Annotated in this window: 23 protein-coding genes; 8 read left to right on the forward strand and 15 right to left on the reverse strand. The window is 48.3% G+C overall.

All coding sequences use genetic code 11. From position 1 onward, the window contains the following. Window positions 1–359: 359 nt before the first annotated feature. Together IPP66_17790 and IPP66_17795 are read left to right on the forward strand one after the other, a co-directional pair. On the forward strand, window positions 360–2,906 hold the full coding sequence (locus tag IPP66_17790) for a diguanylate cyclase (protein ID MBK9927123.1): 2,547 nt from the start codon (window positions 360–362) through the stop codon (window positions 2,904–2,906). A gap of 73 nt (window positions 2,907–2,979) precedes the next feature. Continuing rightward, a complete protein-coding gene (locus tag IPP66_17795; protein ID MBK9927124.1) occupies window positions 2,980–3,555 on the forward strand; it encodes a hypothetical protein in 576 nt (191 codons plus the stop codon). A gap of 6 nt (window positions 3,556–3,561) precedes the next feature. On the opposite strand, the gene IPP66_17800 is transcribed toward IPP66_17795, so the two are convergent. Further along, a complete protein-coding gene (locus IPP66_17800) occupies window positions 3,562–4,254 on the reverse strand; it encodes a ubiquinone/menaquinone biosynthesis methyltransferase (GenBank protein MBK9927125.1) in 693 nt (230 codons plus the stop codon). Between the two features lie 128 nt (window positions 4,255–4,382). Between IPP66_17800 and IPP66_17805 the strand changes: the two genes are divergently transcribed. Then, the gene (locus tag IPP66_17805; GenBank protein MBK9927126.1) at window positions 4,383–5,243 is read left to right on the forward strand and encodes a 1,4-dihydroxy-2-naphthoate polyprenyltransferase; all 861 of its coding nucleotides are present in this window, start codon (window positions 4,383–4,385) and stop codon (window positions 5,241–5,243) included. Window positions 5,244–5,254: 11 nt separating this feature from the next. On the opposite strand, the gene IPP66_17810 is transcribed toward IPP66_17805, so the two are convergent. The 11 genes from IPP66_17810 to tkt all read right to left on the reverse strand — a co-directional run bounded on the left by IPP66_17810 (window position 5,255) and on the right by tkt (window position 15,559). Beyond that, on the reverse strand, window positions 5,255–5,995 hold the full coding sequence (locus IPP66_17810) for an ABC transporter permease (protein ID MBK9927127.1): 741 nt from the start codon (window positions 5,993–5,995) through the stop codon (window positions 5,255–5,257). Then, window positions 5,982–6,734 carry an ABC transporter ATP-binding protein gene (locus IPP66_17815; GenBank protein ID MBK9927128.1) on the reverse strand — a complete coding sequence of 251 codons (753 nt, stop codon included), beginning with the start codon at window positions 6,732–6,734 and terminating at the stop codon, window positions 5,982–5,984. Before IPP66_17815 ends, IPP66_17810 begins: the two co-directional genes overlap by 14 nt. A gap of 119 nt (window positions 6,735–6,853) precedes the next feature. Continuing rightward, window positions 6,854–7,795, reverse strand: coding sequence for an ABC transporter substrate-binding protein (locus IPP66_17820; GenBank protein ID MBK9927129.1), 942 nt, complete (start codon window positions 7,793–7,795; stop codon window positions 6,854–6,856). Between the two features lie 135 nt (window positions 7,796–7,930). After that, entirely contained in the window at window positions 7,931–8,824 is an 894-nt protein-coding gene (locus IPP66_17825; protein MBK9927130.1) for a metallophosphoesterase, read from the reverse strand. Beyond that, window positions 8,805–9,146 (reverse strand): 4a-hydroxytetrahydrobiopterin dehydratase, encoded by a 342-nt coding sequence (locus IPP66_17830; protein MBK9927131.1) that lies wholly within the window; start codon window positions 9,144–9,146, stop codon window positions 8,805–8,807. The genes IPP66_17825 and IPP66_17830 overlap by 20 nt, the downstream gene beginning before the upstream one ends. A 5-nt stretch (window positions 9,147–9,151) precedes the next feature. Further along, complete coding sequence (locus tag IPP66_17835) at window positions 9,152–9,334, reverse strand: twin-arginine translocase TatA/TatE family subunit (protein ID MBK9927132.1); 183 nt, start codon at window positions 9,332–9,334, stop codon at window positions 9,152–9,154. 115 nt (window positions 9,335–9,449) lie between these two features. Further along, window positions 9,450–12,194 (reverse strand): bifunctional transaldolase/phosoglucose isomerase, encoded by a 2,745-nt coding sequence (locus IPP66_17840; GenBank protein ID MBK9927133.1) that lies wholly within the window; start codon window positions 12,192–12,194, stop codon window positions 9,450–9,452. 78 nt (window positions 12,195–12,272) lie between these two features. Further along, window positions 12,273–12,857, reverse strand: a complete 585-nt coding sequence (locus IPP66_17845) for a hypothetical protein (protein MBK9927134.1) — start codon at window positions 12,855–12,857, stop codon at window positions 12,273–12,275. Between the two features lie 38 nt (window positions 12,858–12,895). Continuing rightward, the gene (rpiB, locus tag IPP66_17850) at window positions 12,896–13,357 is read right to left on the reverse strand and encodes a ribose 5-phosphate isomerase B (protein MBK9927135.1); all 462 of its coding nucleotides are present in this window, start codon (window positions 13,355–13,357) and stop codon (window positions 12,896–12,898) included. Window positions 13,358–13,370: 13 nt separating this feature from the next. Beyond that, entirely contained in the window at window positions 13,371–13,580 is a 210-nt protein-coding gene (locus tag IPP66_17855) for a hypothetical protein (protein MBK9927136.1), read from the reverse strand. Between the two features lie 2 nt (window positions 13,581–13,582). After that, on the reverse strand, window positions 13,583–15,559 hold the full coding sequence (gene tkt / locus IPP66_17860; GenBank protein ID MBK9927137.1) for a transketolase: 1,977 nt from the start codon (window positions 15,557–15,559) through the stop codon (window positions 13,583–13,585). Window positions 15,560–15,656: 97 nt separating this feature from the next. Between tkt and IPP66_17865 the strand changes: the two genes are divergently transcribed. The 5 genes from IPP66_17865 to folB all read left to right on the forward strand — a co-directional run bounded on the left by IPP66_17865 (window position 15,657) and on the right by folB (window position 19,074). Further along, window positions 15,657–16,778: an aminoglycoside phosphotransferase family protein gene (locus tag IPP66_17865; GenBank protein MBK9927138.1), complete on the forward strand. Its 1,122-nt coding sequence runs from the start codon at window positions 15,657–15,659 to the stop codon at window positions 16,776–16,778. An 11-nt stretch (window positions 16,779–16,789) separates the two neighbouring features. Further along, entirely contained in the window at window positions 16,790–17,311 is a 522-nt protein-coding gene (locus tag IPP66_17870) for a DOMON-like domain-containing protein (GenBank protein ID MBK9927139.1), read from the forward strand. Window positions 17,312–17,348: 37 nt separating this feature from the next. After that, entirely contained in the window at window positions 17,349–17,891 is a 543-nt protein-coding gene (locus IPP66_17875; GenBank protein ID MBK9927140.1) for a TlpA family protein disulfide reductase, read from the forward strand. Further along, window positions 17,888–18,619: a prolipoprotein diacylglyceryl transferase gene (locus IPP66_17880; protein ID MBK9927141.1), complete on the forward strand. Its 732-nt coding sequence runs from the start codon at window positions 17,888–17,890 to the stop codon at window positions 18,617–18,619. The genes IPP66_17875 and IPP66_17880 overlap by 4 nt, the downstream gene beginning before the upstream one ends. A gap of 98 nt (window positions 18,620–18,717) precedes the next feature. Continuing rightward, window positions 18,718–19,074 (forward strand): dihydroneopterin aldolase, encoded by a 357-nt coding sequence (folB, locus tag IPP66_17885; GenBank protein MBK9927142.1) that lies wholly within the window; start codon window positions 18,718–18,720, stop codon window positions 19,072–19,074. A gap of 78 nt (window positions 19,075–19,152) precedes the next feature. Here the strand turns inward: folB and folE are convergent, their stop codons facing one another. From folE to IPP66_17900, 3 genes are all read right to left on the reverse strand, one after another. Then, window positions 19,153–19,779: a GTP cyclohydrolase I FolE gene (gene folE / locus IPP66_17890; GenBank protein ID MBK9927143.1), complete on the reverse strand. Its 627-nt coding sequence runs from the start codon at window positions 19,777–19,779 to the stop codon at window positions 19,153–19,155. 68 nt (window positions 19,780–19,847) lie between these two features. Next, complete coding sequence (raiA, locus tag IPP66_17895) at window positions 19,848–20,423, reverse strand: ribosome-associated translation inhibitor RaiA (GenBank protein MBK9927144.1); 576 nt, start codon at window positions 20,421–20,423, stop codon at window positions 19,848–19,850. A 45-nt stretch (window positions 20,424–20,468) separates the two neighbouring features. After that, window positions 20,469–20,945: a ComF family protein gene (locus tag IPP66_17900; GenBank protein ID MBK9927145.1), complete on the reverse strand. Its 477-nt coding sequence runs from the start codon at window positions 20,943–20,945 to the stop codon at window positions 20,469–20,471. Window positions 20,946–21,100 lie beyond the last annotated feature (155 nt).

Below are 21,100 nucleotides of genomic sequence, written 5' to 3' on the forward strand. Positions count from 1 at the left end.
CTTAACAAAACTGCAACGGGCTCTCTTCTTAAAACACCTTGGTTTAATGTATATTTACAAAAATCGGATCACCAAACATATCAACCAAGATCGCAAGCATTCACCCTTGCTACTTTGACAATAAGGTGTCGATCTCTATGAAGGAATTATCAATCCCTGCAAGGCTCTACTTAATATCGATCAATATTCTAGGTGCTCTCATTTTAATTTTGCACCTAAACTTCAGGTTCGTGCTAAACCCTGGCTTTCTCATATTTATTGCACTACTGGGAGGAGTCCTACACACCTTTAAGGTAGAAGGGTCCACAAACCGATCGCACTTCACCACTAGCTTTATCGTTTTTGGATTTATTCTCGTATTGTCTGGAAACCCTGATTTCTTTATAGTGATTGTTGTAGCGAATTTGGTTCAGTGGATATTGAATCCCCCACCCGCATGGTACATTCAACCGTTCAATATTGGATGTTATTTAATCGCCGCACAAGTCGCACACACCACTTATACAACGATCAATCCATCCGGCGACTTAACATCTCCACTTACCATTGTTGCCATCATAACCAGCGCAACAAGCTTCACACTTCTCAATCATTTTATTATTGGCGTAATTTTGTGGCTGGCACGTGGTGAAAGTTTCAAACAGTCAGGGGCATTTGGAATCACCCCAATGCTTATAGACTTAACCATGTTAAGCCTGGGGGCAAGCCTGGCTATTGTTTGGAAATACAACCCGTATGCTTTATTCCTTTTCTTGATACCGTTATATCCATTCTATAAGACCCTAAAAATCCCATCTTTAGAACGAAAAACTGAGACCGATCCCAAAACCAATTTGTTCAACCATGGGTATTTTATGGCACAACTCAAACATGAATTGATCCGTGCCAACCGTTATGATCGTCCGCTTTCAGTGATCATGGCGGATCTTGATCTTCTAAGAAACATCAACAACACGTACGGACATTTAGCCGGGGACGATGTATTGAAAGGCATAGCCGGTATCCTAAAAGAGACCGTTCGCCAATATGATGTGGTCGCCAGGTTTGGAGGTGAGGAGTTTGCCATTCTTATGCCAGAGGCGACCATGGAACAGGCTTTTCAAAGAGCCGAATTGATCCGCCAGGCTATTGAGTCCCATAGTTTTTCGATTCCCACCAGCATTGAACCTATCAAGGTCACGATGAGCCTGGGTGTGGCGGCACGTGAAGATTTTGAGCAAACCGGCGAAGAGATCATTCACAACGCCGATACCGCATTATATAGATCAAAGGTCCGAGGGCGCAATCAGGTATTTAGCTATACACAAGTACAGGCAGATGAGGCAACAAATATATCGAGTCCACAGACATACCCTGTGGGAGAGACTTCCACAGCAGAGGAAAAATATTTAGCATCTTCCGCCAAATATCTGACACCATCAGAAGCGGATTTAAATTCCAAGACAGAAAAAAGTACAAATCCCAAGCCACAAGAGGGATATGCTGTCAATTCAAGTCACCCTAACACCCATCATATTGCGTCCTATAAAGTATATCTATATATCACAGCGGTAGCCGCAGTTGCCATCTTCACCGCGATCCTGGGATACAACTTCCAGCGCCCGTCACTTCCACAAACGCCAATTGAGTGGACCGGGCTTGCCATGTTGATCCTGTTGACCATTCTCGCCGAAAGCTTCTCGATCAACCTCTACGTAGGGAACACGTCGATATCAACAACTGCGGCCCCGCTCGTTGCAGGATTTATCCTTTTTGGTCCGTTAGGCACTATTGTATGTAGTACGGCGTATGCGGTAACCACGGCTATAAAATTTAGAAGTCCCTTGAACAGGTTTGTCTTCAATTTAAGCAATCACATCATTGCCGGCATGCTTGTAAATCTCATGGTCATAACCAGTGGTGTATTCCTGCAAAACTGGAATGTAGGGACACAACTTCTGTACACCCTTACCGCATCCATCACCACTTACTTCCTTACAACCATTCTAATATCGTTAGGCATGGGCATTGACTTGAAACAGTCGCCATTCGATATCTGGAAGGAACAATATCGATGGATGGCCATCTATTATATTGGCATCGGTTTTATCTCCTATTCCTTGATCTTTGGATATCAACATGCCGACCTGCTTGGCGTCATTTTTGTTGCTGTTCCACTGATTCTCTTGCGCTTTAGCCAGGCACAATACGTAGGACACACACGCGAAGTTGTGACAAAGTTAAGGAAGAAAAATCAGGAACTGGAAAAAAGCACGAATGAAATCCATGAATTAAGCGAAGGTCTGCTCACAACTCTTTCCGAGATCATCGATTTGCGCGATCCCCATGTCCTCGGACACTCGAAACAGGTGAGTAAATACGCCACACAAATAGCGACAGAACTCAACCTCAGCAAGAAACAGATCGAGATCATTCGGAAAGCGGGATTGTTGCATGATATTGGTAAGTTGGGAATTCCAATGGAATTACTAACCAAACCATCAAGTCTTAGTTCTGCAGAATACGAAGTGATAAAAAAACACACTTCCCTGGGAGGGGACCTTATCAAAAGCACGCCATCTTTGCGTCCACTGGCACAAATCATCCGTCAACATCATGAAAGGCACGACGGCAAAGGATATCCGGACAAGATCGCAGGAAGTCAAATCCATCTTGAGGCACGCATTGTAGCTGTTGCTGACGCAATTGAGGCCATGTCGTCGGACCGACCATATCGGCGAGCCTTAAAGCCAGAGAAGATCCACGAAGAATTGACTAAAAACTCGGGCACACAGTTCGACCCACTAGTGGTGACCGCCGCAGTCAAAATGTTGGACAAAATGTACGAGGAAGAAGTGTCCTCAGCATACCCTGATGGACAGGCCAAAACGAAGGCGAAACTTATCGCAGAGACCCAAACACCCTAAATTCTGCCTTGTTTTGCATTGGTATCACAATGATTTAAAATAAAAATAAGGCGATAATTTCATGCGAGGAAATATGACTAAACTCGCTGAAACAGAAAAATCCATACTTTTCATGAATAACATGGCCGGAGATGACCTGTGGGAAGGCGGTCATTTACTGTTGGACGATTGCCCCAAATTTTCCCCTCCACATAAATTATTCAAATATAAAAAAGTATCCAGAACCGCGTACAACTCTGATGGGATTTATTTGACATACATTCCTTACAGAGTGGGAAGAAATGAAAAAATCGACCTTTATGGCTTCCCATTCCTCCCCATACAGGTTGACCCGTCAGACATTGAATACCCAACATCGTTACAGGGATTGGTTATCACGCAAGACATGCGAATGCTCGATTATCTGCTCGAACAGGACCCAAGCTTCCACTTTATCGCCAATCGATATACAAGCCGTCTGGCATGGGCAAAAAGCCAAAACCTGCCTACAGTGCTTGCTGTACATCATGCCGAAAGATATAGGGGTAATATCAAAGAACTGAGTCGGCTCACAGGTATGGATATTTTCTGCCCAGTACACTGGCACACTGGCGAGCCTACTGCTGGTTTTTTCAACAAAGCGGTAAAGGCAGTCCTCGCATCCAGCTAAAACAATTTACTTCTCACCCCAATGAATCGCAATCGTCCCAAACATAAGCCGCTGAAAACTGATCTTTTGGAAACCAGCCGCGGCCATGCGTGACGCCATCTCCTCAGCCGTGACAAACCCTTCTGTAGTTTCAGGCAAATAGCGATAGGCATCTTTTGAACCAGTAAGAAGCCCTCCAAGAGTGGGGATAATGAAGTGCATATGAAAAGAAATAAATGGGGATAAGATATTTTTCTTTGGGCGGGTTGTATCAAGAACAACAATGCGTCCGCCTTTTTTCAACACGCGATATTGCTCTGCCAATGCTTTTTGCAAATCAATGACGTTCCGCATCAGAAAGCCAGAGATAACAGCATCAAAGGATGAATTGTTGAACGGCAATCGGAGCGCATCAGCAGTAGAAAAAATAAGCGGACTTGTCTTCTGCCCCACTCGCATCATTTCTAACGTGAAGTCTGCCGCTACAACCCGAGCCTTAGGAAACGCTGACAGCGCCTCCCGTGCCAGATCGCCTGTACCAGTTCCGAGGTCCAGCAAAGAGGCGTGATCATTCATCCGAGCCAGTTCAACGACTCGTTTTCTCCAACGGATGTCCTGCCCACCTGTCATGAGTCGATTCATCAGATCGTAACGTTTGGCAATACGGGTGAACATGCCTTGCACATATTTTACACGTTCATCTCCAGTGAGTTGTGTCATGGTATCTCCCAAGTTGAGTTCAGGTAATTATACCCATGGCGGGCATCATATAAGTTATACTGCCCAAACGATCTTAATGATGGAGAAAAGCTTTGGCTGAAAATTCTAAATTCAATTGGAACGCATGGATGATGGCGATCCGTCCACGGACGTTGCCAGCAGCGGCGGCAGGAATTGTAATGGGCGCGGCGCTGACGTGGCGCGACGGAAATTTCCGAATCGATGCAGTGTTAGTTTGTTTGTTAACTGCATTACTCTTACAAATCGGAAGCAACCTTGCTAATGATGTTTTTGATTTTGAACGCGGCACAGACACAGCAAAGCGATTGGGACCGACAAGAGTAACTCAAGCAGGGTTATTGACACCGAAGCAAGTGAAAACAGGCATGATCGTTGTGTTCGGATTGGCAATACTTTTAGGGCTTTATCTTGTATGGCTCGGCGGTTGGATCATCATCATTCTTGGCGTTGTAGCAATTGCATCAGCAATCGCCTACACAGGCGGTCCCTTTCCCATTGGCTATCACGGGCTGGGCGATATTTTTGTCTTTATCTTTTTCGGCGTCGTTTCTGTAACAGGGACCTATTTCATTCAAGCAGGAACCATAACACCTGTTGTGTGGTTAATGACCATCCCGCCTGGGTTGATCGTTACCGCGATCCTTGTTGTGAACAACCTTCGTGATATCGACAATGATCGTAAGGCGGGTAAATATACGTTGGCTGTAAGGTTCGGCGAAAAAGCCACGAAGATTCAATACACAGTCTGCATCGTTGCTGCTTATTTGATTTTGATTCCCGTTGCATGGGTTGGCTTAATCCCGTGGACAGTATTACTTGCATGGGTATCGTTGCCAATTGCATTTCAAGCCACAAAAGTTGTGTTGACTCAAAAGGGACGTCCCTTGAATGCGGCGCTCGCAAAGACAGGGCAAACTGCGCTGGCATTTAGTTTATTATTTTGGTTGGGGTTGTTACTGCAAAAATAAAAGTTGAACGGTCAACTCACAAACTTCCATTTGCACCATTTTTGTTCGAGCCAGTCCACAGTGAAATACATACCAAGCCCCATAAGGCTCATAGCGATCACACCTGCATACATGGCGGGATAATCCAACAGCGTGCTTCCTTTGTAATAAATATAATAGCCAAGCCCATACTTCGTCGCAGACAACTCGGTGATATACAACACTGCTACTGCCGTCCCGATCGATTGGCGAAGCGCAGTCAAAATGGCAGGCAGGCTGGCGGGTAGATAAACGAAGCGGAACAATGCACGCCGCCCTGCTCCAAGGCTCTGCAAACTCTGGATCAATTGCGGGGCAATTCCCGAAGCCTGGTCTCGTACAAGCACTAAGATCTGAAAAAACAAAATCAAGAACAGGATGGCAATCTTCGCCACGTCACCAATTCCCAAAAACAGGATGACAACTGGGACAAGGACAACCTTGGGGATCGGATACAGCAGATAGATGAATGGGGAAAAGAAACGGTTCAGCTTCGCGGACCCGCCAATTGCCAGCCCCACAGGAGCCGCCACCAGCACCGACAGCGCCATTCCTGCAGTGGCACGCCATAAGCTAACTGCAAAATGGATCAACAGATCCTTTCGTAGTTCGCGGAAGAACACAAGCAATACTTCCAGTGGTTGCGGGAGAATTGGCAAATTGACGATCATTGCCGCCACTTGCCAGAGAACAAACAATGCTAACGCCGCCAGGAGAACATCACGCCGCCTCATGTTGCATCTCCCTGCGTAATTGATTGCATAAATCCTGATAGGCTTTGCTTTCCCTGTGACCATCCGTCCCAGCAGATGGGTTCTCGAAGACTTGCTTCGTATCAAGCAGAAGGATCTTTTTCCCCAAGACAACCGCTTCTTCAATGGAGTGCGTGACAACAACTAACGTCAATTGCTTTTCCGCGCACAAGGATAATGTCAGGTTTTGCAGGTCTTCACGAGTGACAGCGTCCAGTGAGGAGAAGGGTTCGTCCATGAGGAGCAGGTCAGGTTCGAGGGCGAGAGTGCGGGCAATGGCAGTGCGTTGACGTTGTCCACCTGAGAGTTGGGATGGATATTGTTCAGCAACCTCATGAATGCCTAAACGCTCAAGCCAATAGGGAACATTATTTTGCGGTTGAAAATTGACAGGAGCATGCTTGCCATCTTCGCCGTAGAATTTTCGCAGGCGCAGGCCCAACTCCACATTTTCACGGACAGTTGACCATGGAAGCAAGCCGTAGTCTTGCAGGATCAATCCGCTGTGCGGGCGCGGACGTGTAAGGCGTTCGCCATCGATTTCGATGAGTCCGCTTGTTGGGGAACGCAAACCAGCCAACAGATACAACAATGTCGTCTTGCCACAGCCTGATGTGCCGAGAATCGCCCAAGTCTCACCGCGGGAGATTTCGAGAGAGAAATTCTCGAAAAGCGGCGAGACGTTGGGATAGGTAAAGTCGATGGAACGAATGTGGATCATCATTTGAAATATTTTAACCACAGAGACACTGAGTCACGGAGTTTATAAATTCTCAGTGTCTCTGTGTCTCCGTGGTTCAACGGACGGAAAACCTCAATCGAAGCAAGATCAACTGTCGGCTAAGGGAGAAGCGAGGCGTTGACTGAGTCCGTATAGGAGATGTCAACATCCAGCATCCCTTTTCCTTTTAGCCAGTTCAATGCATCCTGCCATTCAGCTTCAGTGGGCACGCCAGCCGTCGGGAAGACAGGAGCCTGATACTTATCCAACAATGGCGGTGGGACAAGGTTCTGTTCACTGAGAACATTCTTGTATTTGGCAGGGTCTGCATTGACGAGAGCAGTAGCATCTTCGATGGCGGCGAGAAAACCTTTGACGGCATTGGGGTTGGCATCAATGACTTCTTTGCGGAAGGAAATCACGCTGAAACCATATTCTGGATATTTCGAATCATCGGCGATGATAACGCCACCTTGACCAACAACCAGCGACGCCAGCGGATCAGGCATAACACCAGCCTTCAACTCACCAGAGGCAAGCAGTGCCATTCGGTCTGGAATCTTGGGAACAGCAACGGTCTTGATCTCATCAGGAGAAAAGCCCTCAGCTTGAAGGATGCGGTCGGTGGCGTATTCGATGACAGTTCCCTGCGAGACACCGATCTCAACACCTTTGAGCCCGTTGACATCTGTGATGCCGCTCTTGCCCGATGCGATGATGAAGAAGTGACCGTGTCCATCAGTGGGACGCAAGGCATAACGCACGACCTGCATTTGCGTTGATTCTTTATTGAACATCATCACAGCAAGTGTTTCGTTGATCGTGCCATCAGCCTGTTTGGCGGCAAGGATCTGATCCCGTTCAGGGGCAGAGGCAACTGGCACAAATTCAACATTGACGCCATGCTTAACAAACAATCCTTCTTGCTGTGCTACATACATCGGGAGAGTGTCAATGATCGGTAGAACAGCGATCTTGAGACTCGCTGGTTCAGCAGGTGAAGCACAAGCTGAAAGAAGAAATATCAAGCTAAGCAAAACAGGCAGGAATTTATTTCTCATTGTAAAGTCACTCCACTTTTATGGTTTGAGCATCATTATGATGATAGCATAAGGAATCATAAAGTGAAGATTATCCACGTTTTGACGCCAATTCTCATGTTTTTACTCTGAATTAGAGAACCCACAATTTATTTTTCAACCTTCCAAAGTAAATATGGTGATCTCTGGCGGACAGTTGAAACGCACAGGCGGGTCTATCATCCCTAAGCCGCGATTGGTGTATTGGAACATACTTCCAACCTGATACAAGCCACTGGGATATTTTTGCCCGAGAAATGGAAGGATGGGAGCACCGTAAAATGGAATGACAACCTGTCCACCATGAGAATGACCCGAAACCTGCAGGTCAAATCTCCCCGTTGCGGCGCTTTCGTCAGCGAAGTCTGGTTCGTGCGCCAACAAAACAGCCGCACCATCTTTGGGTAATTTCGCAACTACGTCATCTAGCTTCACATCCCCTTCCCAAACGTCGTCAACACCACAGAGATGGAGTGCTTCACTATCACGAGAAATCGTGGCTGTTGAGTTCGTCAGGTCTGTGATCCCGCTTTGCTGTAACATCTCTCGGATAGCGTCGGCATTCGTCCAGTAATCATGGTTGCCTAAAACGCCAAACGATGGGATTGATTTTGCCAACGGAGCCAAAATCGCTATCAGGCTTTGAAGATGTTCTTCAGAGTTTCTGTCAAAGGTATGACCAATCAAAAAATCACCCGTCAACAATAAAAGATCAGGTTTCTCAGTAATGATCTGGTCAATGGCGTGCTGGAGGCGCTCTGCATTCATCCAGCCGCCTATGTGGATGTCGCTGATCTGGGCGATACGGGTACCAAAGAATCGCGAGGTAAGCCTTGGCAGTTTCAGCGTCACATTCTCGATCTGTATCCAACCAGGCTCAACAAGGGAACTCCAACCCGCTCCACCAACAGCAAGAGCGCCCAGACTAATCGCTCCTGTTCTCACTAATTTTAGAAAATCTCTGCGAGATACTTTTCCCCACTCAGGTAAGCTATTGTCCGTGGATTTCATCTGTCTTTGCCGCCATAATGAAATCGTTCTTGTGCAAACCTTTGATCTTGTGAGTCCACCATTGGACGGTCACGCGCCCCCATTCGGTGATGATCAAAGGATGGTGGTCTTCCTTTTCAGAGATCATCGCAATTTTATTTGTAAATGCAACCGCTTCGATGAAGTTCTTGAGTTTGAAAACACGATGCAATCGCTTGACACCATCCACCTCGATAATTTCCCAACCCGAAACTTGCGGATGCAACTCCACAATTTCGGCATCGGTCACTGTGGGTTCACCACCACGACAGGCAACACATTTGAGATTGGATAAATTATCCATTGATATTATTTTGGGGTTATGTTTGCATCGGAAACAGAGTCGGTTTTCTCTTCGGAGGAAAACGAATCTCGAAAGGAACGAATTCCTTTTCCGATCTCGCCCATAGCTTTACCAAGTCGACCTGGTCCAAAGACCAGCACAACGATCACGAGAATAATCAATAGTTCAGGAATGCCTAAATCAAACATTTTATATTTTCCTTTCGTCCACAAGTGTAGTTCCAGGAGGTGAAAATGGGATTAACAAAAAATCGGCGGTCGTAATTCGACCACCGATTTTCTACTTGTTTATCTGTTTGCTTTTCTACTCACCCAGCGCCTTCACCAACTCAGCGACTGCTTCTGCTGAGGGCAAGTGCACCCGTATCGCCTTCTTCTTTGCATCGAGCAAGGCTTCAAAATCACCCAAAGCCTGCGAGCGGATAAGCGCACCGAACGTTAGACCTTCGGTGGGGATATCAAAGTCCTTCGCAGGGTCGGCAGTAATGACGAGGAAGATACCGCCCTTGATACCGCCTTTGTGGAACTGTCCCGTTGAGTGTTGGAAGCGAGGACCAAAGCCAATGGTCACAGCGGTGCCTGTCTTGGCACGGATGGCAACCTGCAATTTCTGCAACTGCTCGGTCATTGCATCGGTGCGAGGCAGATATGCATTCACGCCCACATAACCACCAGCCTTCGCCTTCTTCAAGAAACTGGTCAGCACAGCCTTCAGCGAAGCGCCAGTCACAGCGGCCGGCGAGAACACAGCCACATCATCCTTCTTCCAAGCGGGCTTGCCTTCCTTCAATTTGCCTTTCTTCTGATACTCGGCGATCTTCGCCTTGGTGATCTTCTTGCTCGTCTCCACGTTTGGCTGATCGAACGCATTCACACCCAACACTGAGCACGCCACCACGGTCGCAATTTCCCAGCGGAACATTTCTGCGCCGATTTCGTAGAAGTCGGCAATCGGCAACTCGATAACAGGATGACCAGCGGCAAGCAAAGCTTTCGTGGCTTCATCATGCTCGCCCGTCTGACGCAGGTACACGAAGATTCGATCTTTGCTATAGGATTTCGCGTCTGCCAACGGTTCCAACGGCACAGGCAAGATTCCCTTATTCTTCTTGCCACTGGACTCAGCGATGATCTGCTCGACCCAGCCTGCAAAAGCGGACAAAGGCGCGTCAGCTATAACGGTGAGTTTGTCTCTGCCTCGAAGGGCCGCTTCGCCAATGACAGCTCCCAGCGCCAAACCAGGGTTGCGCGCCGCAGGGATATGCTCGCCACACTGTGCACGCATCGAGTCTGTTTTGTCGAGGAGTTGGGGCAAGTCAATACCAAGCAACGCCGCAGGGACAAGACCAAAGTCGGTCAATGCAGAGTAACGTCCGCCGACGAATTGATCGGCTGTAAAGATCTTTCTAAACTTGCGTTTCTTTGCCAAGGCTTCAAGCGATGTATTTGCATCGGTCGTAGCAATGAAGTGCGAGCCATCTTTCTTGCTCAACTTCCAGAAGTAGTCAAATGCCGCCATCACTTCAGCGGTGCCGCCTGATTTACTGGCGACAATGTACAAAGTCTTTTCAGGAGGAAATTCCTGCGCGGCTTGCAAAACTTGAGCAGGGTCAGTTGAATCGAGAATGCCCAGTTTCATGGGGGATTGCATCCCAGCGGCGGAGTACAGCAAGCTGAACACTTCCGCAGTAAGCGATGAACCACCCATACCCAGGATCAACACACGATCCATCTTGGCTTTCTTGACTTCTTTTGCGAAGGACGTGTATTCCTTCAACAGCTTGCGAGCCTTCTCGGTGGAGTCCAGCCAACCCATACGGATGGTGACTTCATGTTGACCTTCTTTATCTTTGGCAGGAGCCCAAAGGAATGGGTCACCTTTCCAAAGGCGGGCGGGGACAGAATCCGCTTCCAGCTGAGCGATCCGCTTCGAAACAGGACCAGCTATAGGTCCAAGAGAAGAGGCGGCGGCTTTTCGTCTCGCATCAATCGTACCAAGCAGTTGTGTGAATGCATCTTCGAAAGCCTTGACGCCTTCGTCTTCCAATTCCTGAGTTACGGCATCCATCGAAATGCCAAGCGCTTCAAGTTGTTTAAGCGCTTCACGCGAACCGTCAATGTCGCGCACGAGGGTCATGGCAGGGTTGCCATGATCGCGAAAAGCATCGAGCGTGGCAGGTGGAACGGTGTTGACGGTTTCGGGTCCGATGAGGGTGTCAATATAAAGGGTATCGGGATAAGCGGGATTTTTGGTGCCCGTGCTCGCCCACAACGGACGCTGGACACGCGCGCTCTTAACCTTGAGATTCTCCCAGCGACGACCTGCAAAGGTTTGCTGATAGAGATCGTAAGCGAGCTTGGCGTTGGCGATGGCAGCTTTGCCTTTGAGATCGGAGCCATCAGCAAGTTTGGGATCGATCTTAGAATCGACACGAGAGACGAAGAACGAAGCGACCGAAGCGATATGGTCAATGGGGTGTCCAGCGGCGGCGCGTTCTTCAAGACCACTGAGGTAGGCGTCCATCACTTCGGCGTAGCGAGTGAGGGAGAAGATCAGCGTGACGTTGACGTTGACACCTGCGGCGATCGCCTTGCGAATGGCAGGGATGCCCGCTTTTGTGGCAGGGATCTTGACCATGAGGTTTTTGCGTCCGACACGCGCCCAGAGTTGTTGTGCTTGCGCGGCGGTGGCTTCGGTATCATGCGCCAGATACGGGCTGACCTCGAGGCTGACGTACCCATCTCCGCCATTGGTTTCTTCATAAAGCGGAGCGAAGGCGTCGCAGGCGGCTTTGATATCTTCGATGGCAAGTTGCCAGAAGATCTTTTCCGCATCCCAGCCTGCCCACGCCAGCGGAGTAAGCGCCGAGTCGTAATCGTTCGTCTTGGCGATGGCGTTGTTGAAGATGGTTGGATTCGATGTGACGCCGCGAATGTCGCCACGATCGATCATGGCTTTGAGTTCGCCAGTCTCCAATAACTTCCTTTGAATATTGTCGTACCAAATTGACTGACCTAATGCTGTTAATTTTTTAATTGATTCTGACATGTTATTTTCCTCAAGGTTTTGGTGACCTTTCAAGTCACGGTATTTTTCGTTCGGGTTATAAAAGAGTTCGTTGTTTTATCACCATTTATTTTCATAACGGTTCTTTAAAATCATATATGCGCCATAATAAAATACAAGGAAAGAAATCGAAAATGGAACAAATCCGTCCAAGTTTATATCGAAGTAACTGCGTAACATAAAATCCAAAGCAAACCCACCAAGGATTGTGGGGATGGCAGAAATTAGTAATGCCCGTTGCGTCATAACATCGTTTACAATTAGCTTACCATCCATTTGAGATGGTTGAATTTTCTTTTCATCAAGAAGTCTTTGAAATGCAGAAAGTAATTCGTCGCCATTTTTCATATTCATCAATGATATTCGTCGTTGACCAAATTTTATCTGTGTAAAGCCAATATCTGTTAATTCGCTGTACAGAAAAGTGATGGGGTTTATAAATCGTCGAACAAAGATAATTTTGTCCTCCTGAAAAATTATCTTTAAAAAACTATTTCTCACCCAATTTACTAAACCCCAAACGCCTAGCAACAAGATAAAAACGGTAAACAGAACAAAGGACAATTCCTTAACGTCAAAAAATAGAATAGCGAGAACCAACGCACCACCCAACATTGTCAATATTGGTCCTGCAATTCGGTCCATAATTCGGTGTTTCGGTTTAAAAATATCCTCGGACATATTTAATACTGTTTTTGTTCTAACTTATGTATCTTCTCAACGCGTCTTACCAACCTCTCACCACCTGCTTTATTGCCCTGATACTCCGCACCAAGAAAGGCCTGGATCAAGACAATCGCAAGCTCCACGCCAACGACACGACCGCCAAGACAGAGCACATTCATATCGTCGTGAGCGACTCCTTGCGAGGCAGAGTAAGTGTCATGGCAAATGGATGCGTAGATGCCTTTCATCTTGTTGGCGGCGATGCAGGCTCCCACGCCCGATCCGCAAACGACGATACCACGCTCAGCTTCTCCGTTTTGGATGGCACGTCCCACCTTTTCGGTGAAGTCGGGGAAATCCACGCTGTCGGCGGAGTTCGTACCCATGTCAATGGGTTCGTGTCCCGCCGCGCGGACAGTATCCAGCACAGTTTGTTTAAGGGGAAAGCCCCCGTGATCAAATCCAACAGCTACTTTCATATTTCATTCACCTCTAAAACCAGTTTGCACCGATCATGATCTCAATGCCTTTGGCGAACATAAAGATGCCCACGCCAAAATAAATGACACGGGCAATCTTATCGCCAAACACAATGTTTAAAAGCTTTCCAGGGCGTGTCACAAATCTCCAGTTCATTGCAGCACCAAGCATTACTAACACACCAATTAAAATCAAGAGCAGACCGGGAAGCCAGGTGTCCATGCTTACTTAAGCACTTCCTTCGCACGGGCAACAACATTATCCACTGTAAAGCCAAACTTCTCGAAGATGATCTTTGCAGGGGCAGATGCGCCGTAGTGGTCAATGCCAATCACGGACTTGGCGTATCGATGCCAGCCCATGCTGGTCGCAGCTTCGACGGCGAGTCTTGCTTGAATCTTCTTCGGCAAGACAGATTCTTTATAAGCCTCGTCCTGTTTCTCGAACAGTTCCCAACTCGGGAAGGAAACCACACGAACACCTTTGCCTTCTTCATGAAGCTTCTGCGCCGCATCCAAGATCAAGCTCACCTCCGAGCCAGATGCCATGAGGATCACTTCAGGCGTGCCGAAATCTTTCAACACGTACGCACCCTTGCTCACTGTCTCACCAGTTGCCAGTTCGAAGGTTGGGAGGTTTTGGCGTGTGAGCGCCAAAGCCGTCGGCCCATCTCTGCGAGAGATAGCCACCTTCCACGCCTCACGGACCTCATTCGCATCTGCAGGGCGGATGGTAACAAGATTGGGGATCGAGCGCAAGGAAATCAACTGTTCAATTGGTTGATGCGTGGGGCCATCTTCACCAACCCCAATACTATCGTGAGTGAGGACAAATATCGAAGGGATGTGTGAAATTGCCGCAACACGAACCGCTGGCTTCAAATAGTCAGAGAAGATCAGGAATGTGCCACCATAAGCAATGATGCCACCAAAGACATTCATACCATTCAAGGCCGCGGCCATGGCGTGTTCACGCACACCGAAATGGAAGTTGCGTCCTTCATAGGATTCTTTTTGGAAGGCGGTAGCTCCGTCAATTTTGGTATTATTCGAGGGAGCCAGGTCCGCAGACCCACCAATGAATTCTGGGATGGCAGAAGCCAAGGCATTGATCACCTTGCCTGAAGAGGCACGAGTCGCCATGCCTTTTGGATCGACAGGGAAGGCTGGCAATGCCGCTTCCCAATTGTCAGGAAGTTTGCCAGCAATACGACGATTCAACTCAGCACCTAGTTCAGGGTGCAGGCGTCCGTATGCTTCGAGCTTCATCTTCCAATCCGTTTCGAGTTCACGGCCCTTATCCACTGCTTTGCGGAAGAATGCCAACGCATCGTCAGGGACGTAGAAACGCGGCTCGGTCGGCCAACCGACATTCTGTTTCGCGGCATTCAGTTCTTCATCACCAAGAGGTTCGCCATGTGCCTTGGATGTTCCTTGTTTCTTTGGCGCGCCAAACCCAATGATCGTACGGCACATAATGATGGACGGACGCGGGTCTGCTTTGGCTTTCTTGATGGCGGCATCGATCGCTTCCACATCGTTGCCATCTTCCACTTTTTGAACGTGCCAGCCATAAGCTTCAAAACGCTTGCCACGATCTTCGGTGAAGGCAATATCAGTGGAGCCGTCAATCGAGATGTGGTTGTCATCGTAGAGATAAATGATACGGCCGAGTTGCATGTGTCCCGCCATGGATGCGGCCTCGGAAGCGATGCCTTCCATCAAGTCACCGTCTGTGACGATGGCATAGATGTAGGATTGGATAATCTCATGCCCGGGCTTGTTAAAGATCGCCGCGAGATGCGCCTGTGCGATGGCCATGCCTACGCCGGTGGCAAACCCCTGACCGAGAGGACCAGTGGTCATTTCTACGCCGGGGGTCCAGCCGTATTCAGGGTGGCCCGGAGTTTTGCTCCCCCACTGGCGGAAGTTCTTCAGCTCCTCGAGCGGGAGGTCGTAACCCGTCAGATGAAGCAAAGAATACAGGAGCATTGAACCATGCCCACCCGAAAGGATGAAGCGGTCGCGTCCCATCCACTTGGGATTGCGCGGATTATGTCTCAGGTGGCGCGTCCAAATGGTGTACGCCATTGCGGCGGCTCCCATAGGAAGGCCGGGGTGGCCTGAGTTGGCTTGCTGTACTCCGTCTGCTGAAAGGAAACGGAGGGTGTTAATGGCTTTATTTTGGAGTTCGTCTGTCATGTTTGAGTAACCTGTTCGTGTAAGATATACACTATTTTACCATCGGTATTCAAGGTATAGTAGCTTGCGGCTACAAATTGTGACCGCTCTGGGTATAATTCAGAAATCACAATTTTGGAGAACGCACTTGCACCAACTTTCAATTGCACAGGAATTTTATCCCGGGGGACAGGTTCTTGAGATCAGGGAATTCGGCAACGGCAACATCAACGACACATATCTTGTCACTACCAATTCGACCGAAGAACGAAATTTCATATTACAGCGCATTAATACACACGTCTTCAAACAACCAAAACTCATTATGCAAAACATGCGCGCCTTCACCGAACATATGCGCAGACGCGCACGCGATGAAGGACATCGTTGGGAAATGCCACGCGTTCTTTCCACGCAAAAGGGAACTGATTACCACTTGGATGCCGACAATAATTTTTGGCGAGCAATCAGCTACGTAAAAAATGCCAGATCGTACGACACGATCCGCGATCTCAACCACGCGCGCGAAGTGGGATACGCGCTCGGTGCATTTCAAAACTTGATCAGCGATTTACCCATCGACCAGCTTGCTGACACACTCGAGGGCTTTCACATCACGCCGCGTTATCTGGGTCAATACGATCATGCACTTTCGCAAAACGGTTTCAAATCCAACCCCGAACTCAAGTATTGCCTTGAGTTCGTAGAACAACGCCGTGCACTCGCGCACATTCTTGAAGATGCACGCGAACAGGGTAAACTCCAACTGCGTGCCATGCACGGCGACCCCAAGGTCAATAACGTGATGATCGAAGAGTCAACGGGACGTGCCATCAGCATCGTGGATCTTGACACGGTCAAGCCCGGCCTCATCCATTACGATATCGGGGACTGTATGCGTTCGGGATGCAACCCTCTCGGCGAGGAGACTGAAAACTGGGAGGCGGTTCGCTTCGACCCCGAAACTGGTTCAGCGATCCTAGAAGGGTATCTCGCCCAAGCCCGCGCCTTCCTGACAACTTCCGATTACGAATATCTTTTCGACTCCATGCGATTACTGGCCTTCGAACTCGGCATCCGCTTTCTCACCGACCACATCGCAGGAAATGTTTACTTCAAAGTGAAGCACCCCAAACACAACCTACAACGCGCACTTGTCCAATTCAAGTTAACTGAATCTATCGAAGCCCACGAAGCGGACATCCGCAACATCATCGCGAAGATGGTTGTAGTGGAATAGAAGGCAAACACGTGCCACCATTTCAACTTGTCCCGTTTGGGAAACACAATATCCCTGATATTGCAATTACTGGCGTAGCCACCAGACTGGACAATCAACTCTCAATTCGCTACGAAGTTAGCGGAGATGTTGGGCGAATCTTATTTCCTGTTCTGTCTATCTCCCCTTCCCGCAAAGACGACTTGTGGAAAGCAACTTGCTTCGAGTTCTTCCTCGCCATTCCCGATCAACCACAATATTGGGAATTCAACATGTCTCCATCTGGCGATTGGAATGCGTATCAGATGGAAGCCTATCGCAGGATAGGCTTTTGCGAAGAAATTTCCATCTCACATTTGCCGTTTCAATTTGCATTACCCAATCTTGAACTCTCGGTAAATTTGAGCCCTCTTTTTCGGCCTACGCAACCGCTCCACATCGGAATCACTGCCATCATCCAAACTCTTGACGGAATGGAAACCTATTGGACGCTTGCACACCCCGGGCCACAAGCAGATTTTCATTTGAGAGAAAGTTTCATACTTTCTCTATAAAGTAAGATTTCAGCAAAAGCAACAATCCAAGAAGAACATGAATACAACTCAACGCAGAATCGCATATGTCATCATACTCGCCCTTGGCCTTGCTTGGATTCTCATAAGCACAGATAAGTCAGGTACATCCACATCAGGCAAGATACCTGCACCTCAGCAAGGATTCCTTGCGCCTGATTTTGAGCTCAACACTACAACAGGCGAAACCATTAAGCTCTCCGACCTGCGCGGACAGGCGGTGCTGGTTAACTTGTGGGCGACGTGGTGCCCACCTTGTCGCGCAGAAATGCCCGCTATCGAAAAGATCTACAACGAGTATAAAGATAAAGGGCTAGTCGTGCTTGCCGTCAACATGACCTATCAAGACACTGCTTCCGACATTGCACCTTTCGTAGATGAATACGATCTCACCTTTCCCATTCTGCTCGATGAGACAGGCAAAGTTGGGGCAGATTATCAGTTACGCTCTCTTCCATCATCATTCTTCATAAATCGCGAAGGAATTATCAATGAAGTTGTTATTGGCGGCCCAATGGCTGAGGCCTTGCTTCGAACACGTATAGAGGAAATACTAAAATGATAGAAGCTTTCCGCGCGTTATTCGCTCCGCCTCGCCATCTCCTTCTCATTGTCGTTGCCGTGTGGGTTGGCCTTGCGCTCGCTGAAAAACGGACCGAGCGTCATGGGGTCTCAAAAGACCAACTGAACAACGCCGTATTTTTTAGCATCATCGGGTACATCGTTGGCGGACGAATCCTGTTCGCACTCTCCAACCTTTCTGCATTTGCGCAAAGCCCACTCAACATCTTCTCTCCCAACTTAAATCTCTTCGACCCAGCAAGCGGGCTACTCACAGCCATCCTTGTCAGTTTCATCTATGGTCAACGACAAAAACTCAACCTCTGGCAAACGCTCGATTCCCTCACTCCCCTTTTCGCTACACTCGCCATCGGTCTTCCCCTTGCCCATCTTGCCGAAGGCACAGCATTCGGAAACCCGACAACTGTCCCTTGGGGGATTGACCTTTGGAATGCCACCCGCCATCCGACTCAAATCTACGAACTGCTCGCTTCACTCTTAATCTTCGGCCTGGTCTGGTCTCAAAAAATCGATTCTCCCCGGGGCATTCTCTTTCTCAACTTTGTTTCACTAACGGCTGGCTCACGTCTCTTCCTCGAATCCTTTCGCGGTGATAGTACTTTAATATTTGGAGAATTTCGGCTAGCCCAAATCGTGGCATGGGTTGCGTTAGCCGTGGTATTATTTATAAGTGATAAGTTGAGACAACAAGCGGCATCAACACCATAATATCCATCACTAGTAACCTCATACACATCTTACACAGAATAAATACAACTCACTTCTACGCCAACCTGCCTACGCGCAAGAAAAAGGACAAACCAAACATGGACAAGGTCATTATCAAGAATTTACTTGTAAGAGGAATTATCGGGGTTAACGAAGATGAACGCAAACGCGCTCAAGACATATTGATCAACGCCACCCTCTTTACCGATACACATCGCGCGGCGGAGACGGACGATATCAATGATTGTGTCAATTACAGCACCATGTCCAAGAGGATCATGTCACATGCCGAAACTGCAGAACGATTCACTGTGGAAGCGTTGGCAGGCGATCTCGCAAAATTATGTCTTGAAGAAACTGGTGTGCAAAAAGTAATCGTCCGCGTGGAAAAACCAAGAGCTGTCCGTTTTGTGGAATCAGTTGGAGTGGAGATCGAACGAAGCCGGGATGAGTAGGATAGGAAAAACGTCCCGAAAGATCAAGTTGATCGGACAGAAGCAAACGTCCGCTTAAGAGAGAACGAGCGGTCTACGTCAAAACTGAAGTGGTTTGGCGCCTCTACTGATGTTATCCAAGAACTCTTGTCGCGTCGCAAGATTGGCACGAAAGGCTCCATGCATAGCGGATGTTGTCATACGTGCATCATGTTTTTTCACGCCACGCATCATCGAACATAAATGCACAGCCTCGACTACAACCGCAACGCCCTGCGGTTTGAGAGTTGTTTGAAGAAAATCCGCGATCTGACGAGTCATGCGCTCTTGCACTTGCAAACGGCGTGCGTACATATCAACAATGCGGGGAATCTTGGAAAGCCCGATCACTTTGCCAGCAGGGATATAAGCAACATGCGCTCGCCCCAAAAACGGAAGCATGTGGTGTTCGCACAGGCTATAAAACTCGATATCGCGTACAAGCACCATTTCATCATAGTTGATATTGAAGAGCGCACCATTGACGATCTTTTGGGGATCGGTGTTATATCCACAAAGTAGTTCAGTATACATGCGTGCCACACGGCGAGGCGTATGCTTCAGCCCTTCACGTTCAGGGTCTTCCCCTAACGCCTTGATCAGCTCAAGCACAAGTTCCTCTGCCTGATCAACATTCACACTGGCCGGTGTTGATTCAGTCTCATCCATCTCTTCGTCAAATTCCATGTGTGCACTCCTTGATAAGATCAGTGGCGCTTGAAGCGCCACTGATCCGTTTATTCTTAGTCCAACTACTAGCCAATCACAGGCTCTATCAAACCATATGTTCCATTTCGCCTGCGGTACAAAACCTGGATCGAGTTCTTCTCGGCATTGAAAAAGACAAAGAAGTTATCGTGTCCAAGTAAACGCATCTGTTCAACAGCTTCATCTTCGCCCATCGGTAACACAACGAATTTCTTACGGCGAGCGATCAAGGGAAGCAGTTCGCCGGTCTCGTCAACAGGCCATTCTTCTTCCATCACTTCAACAACTTCAGCGGCAGAACGCCCATCGCCGCGACCATGATTACGCTTACCTTTGAAGCGCTCAACCTGTCTCTGCATTTTATCGAGTGCCGCATCAAAAGCAGTGTGCAGGTCATCAGAACGTTCCTCTGTGCGGAGGATGAAACCCTTTCCGCGCAAGGTGATCTGTGACACTTGACGATCACCCGCACTACGAGCTGTCTTTTCATGAGACAGCTCCACGCGAACCTCGTCAATATCCTGAAGGTGACGTTCCAGTTTGGCGGCTTTCTTCTCAACGTACTCGCGCGTATTGTCGGTCAGCCGCATGTTACGAGCTAGTATTTCAATCTTGTTCGCCATAAAGAACCTCCTGAAAAGGATATCAATGACGCAGTTGCGTCATTGTCAAACACGTGTCATATCATGATGTGAAAGTGCACGCGCAATTGTGAAAGCGTAAACATCACAAGCACCTGCTGAGAGCAACGCTTCAACAGATGACTGGATCGTGGCTCCCGTAGTTGCTACATCATCCATCAAAAGGATGGATTTACGCCTCACCATCTTACCTTCAGCCTGATACACATTACGGACATTTTCCCTACGCTGAATAACATTCAAGCCAACTTGGGATCGAGTATCTTTAGTCTTTGATAAACTTTGTGGCGCATACTGCAAACCAAGTTCATATGCAAGTGGGCGGGCAACCAGCCCAACTTGATTATACCCCCGCTCCTTTAAACGTTTTTTTCCAAGAGGCATGGGCACAAGTAACTCCACATCCCAATGCAATGAACGTACAAAGCCCGCGATCTGGATTGCCAGGGCATCTCCAATCCCCATATTATGGCGATATTTCAATGTGTGTAAAGCGTTCTGCACTGGCGAATCAAAAACCGCCCATGAACGCATCTTTCGATACGCGGGCGGATTCTTTGAGCATTTCTCACACACAGCAACCCCGTTTGTAGGGATTCCGCACACATCACAAAATGGCTCAGTAATATGCGGAACTCGCGATTGGCAACTCAGACACC

This window comes from Candidatus Defluviilinea proxima (assembly GCA_016721115.1).
GTDB classification, from domain to species: domain Bacteria; phylum Chloroflexota; class Anaerolineae; order Anaerolineales; family Villigracilaceae; genus Defluviilinea; species Defluviilinea proxima.

Excerpts from the sequence above, each read along its gene's own strand:
- folE (MBK9927143.1), bottom strand. The coding sequence starts at position 19,779 with ATGGAATTTGACGAAGAGATGGATGAGACTGAATCAACACCGGCCAGT.
- IPP66_17800 (MBK9927125.1), bottom strand. The coding sequence starts at position 4,254 with ATGACACAACTCACTGGAGATGAACGTGTAAAATATGTGCAAGGCATG.
- IPP66_17840 (MBK9927133.1), bottom strand. The coding sequence starts at position 12,194 with ATGTCAGAATCAATTAAAAAATTAACAGCATTAGGTCAGTCAATTTGG.
- IPP66_17795 (MBK9927124.1), top strand. The coding sequence starts at position 2,980 with ATGACTAAACTCGCTGAAACAGAAAAATCCATACTTTTCATGAATAAC.
- IPP66_17810 (MBK9927127.1), bottom strand. The coding sequence starts at position 5,995 with ATGAGGCGGCGTGATGTTCTCCTGGCGGCGTTAGCATTGTTTGTTCTC.
- IPP66_17830 (MBK9927131.1), bottom strand. The coding sequence starts at position 9,146 with ATGGATAATTTATCCAATCTCAAATGTGTTGCCTGTCGTGGTGGTGAA.
- IPP66_17805 (MBK9927126.1), top strand. The coding sequence starts at position 4,383 with ATGATGGCGATCCGTCCACGGACGTTGCCAGCAGCGGCGGCAGGAATT.
- IPP66_17880 (MBK9927141.1), top strand. The coding sequence starts at position 17,888 with ATGATAGAAGCTTTCCGCGCGTTATTCGCTCCGCCTCGCCATCTCCTT.
- IPP66_17820 (MBK9927129.1), bottom strand. The coding sequence starts at position 7,795 with ATGAGAAATAAATTCCTGCCTGTTTTGCTTAGCTTGATATTTCTTCTT.
- IPP66_17855 (MBK9927136.1), bottom strand. The coding sequence starts at position 13,580 with ATGGACACCTGGCTTCCCGGTCTGCTCTTGATTTTAATTGGTGTGTTA.
- IPP66_17845 (MBK9927134.1), bottom strand. The coding sequence starts at position 12,857 with ATGGACCGAATTGCAGGACCAATATTGACAATGTTGGGTGGTGCGTTG.
- IPP66_17835 (MBK9927132.1), bottom strand. The coding sequence starts at position 9,334 with ATGTTTGATTTAGGCATTCCTGAACTATTGATTATTCTCGTGATCGTT.
- IPP66_17825 (MBK9927130.1), bottom strand. The coding sequence starts at position 8,824 with ATGAAATCCACGGACAATAGCTTACCTGAGTGGGGAAAAGTATCTCGC.
- raiA (MBK9927144.1), bottom strand. The coding sequence starts at position 20,423 with ATGGCGAACAAGATTGAAATACTAGCTCGTAACATGCGGCTGACCGAC.
- IPP66_17875 (MBK9927140.1), top strand. The coding sequence starts at position 17,349 with ATGAATACAACTCAACGCAGAATCGCATATGTCATCATACTCGCCCTT.
- folB (MBK9927142.1), top strand. The coding sequence starts at position 18,718 with ATGGACAAGGTCATTATCAAGAATTTACTTGTAAGAGGAATTATCGGG.
- IPP66_17815 (MBK9927128.1), bottom strand. The coding sequence starts at position 6,734 with ATGATCCACATTCGTTCCATCGACTTTACCTATCCCAACGTCTCGCCG.
- rpiB (MBK9927135.1), bottom strand. The coding sequence starts at position 13,357 with ATGAAAGTAGCTGTTGGATTTGATCACGGGGGCTTTCCCCTTAAACAA.
- tkt (MBK9927137.1), bottom strand. The coding sequence starts at position 15,559 with ATGACAGACGAACTCCAAAATAAAGCCATTAACACCCTCCGTTTCCTT.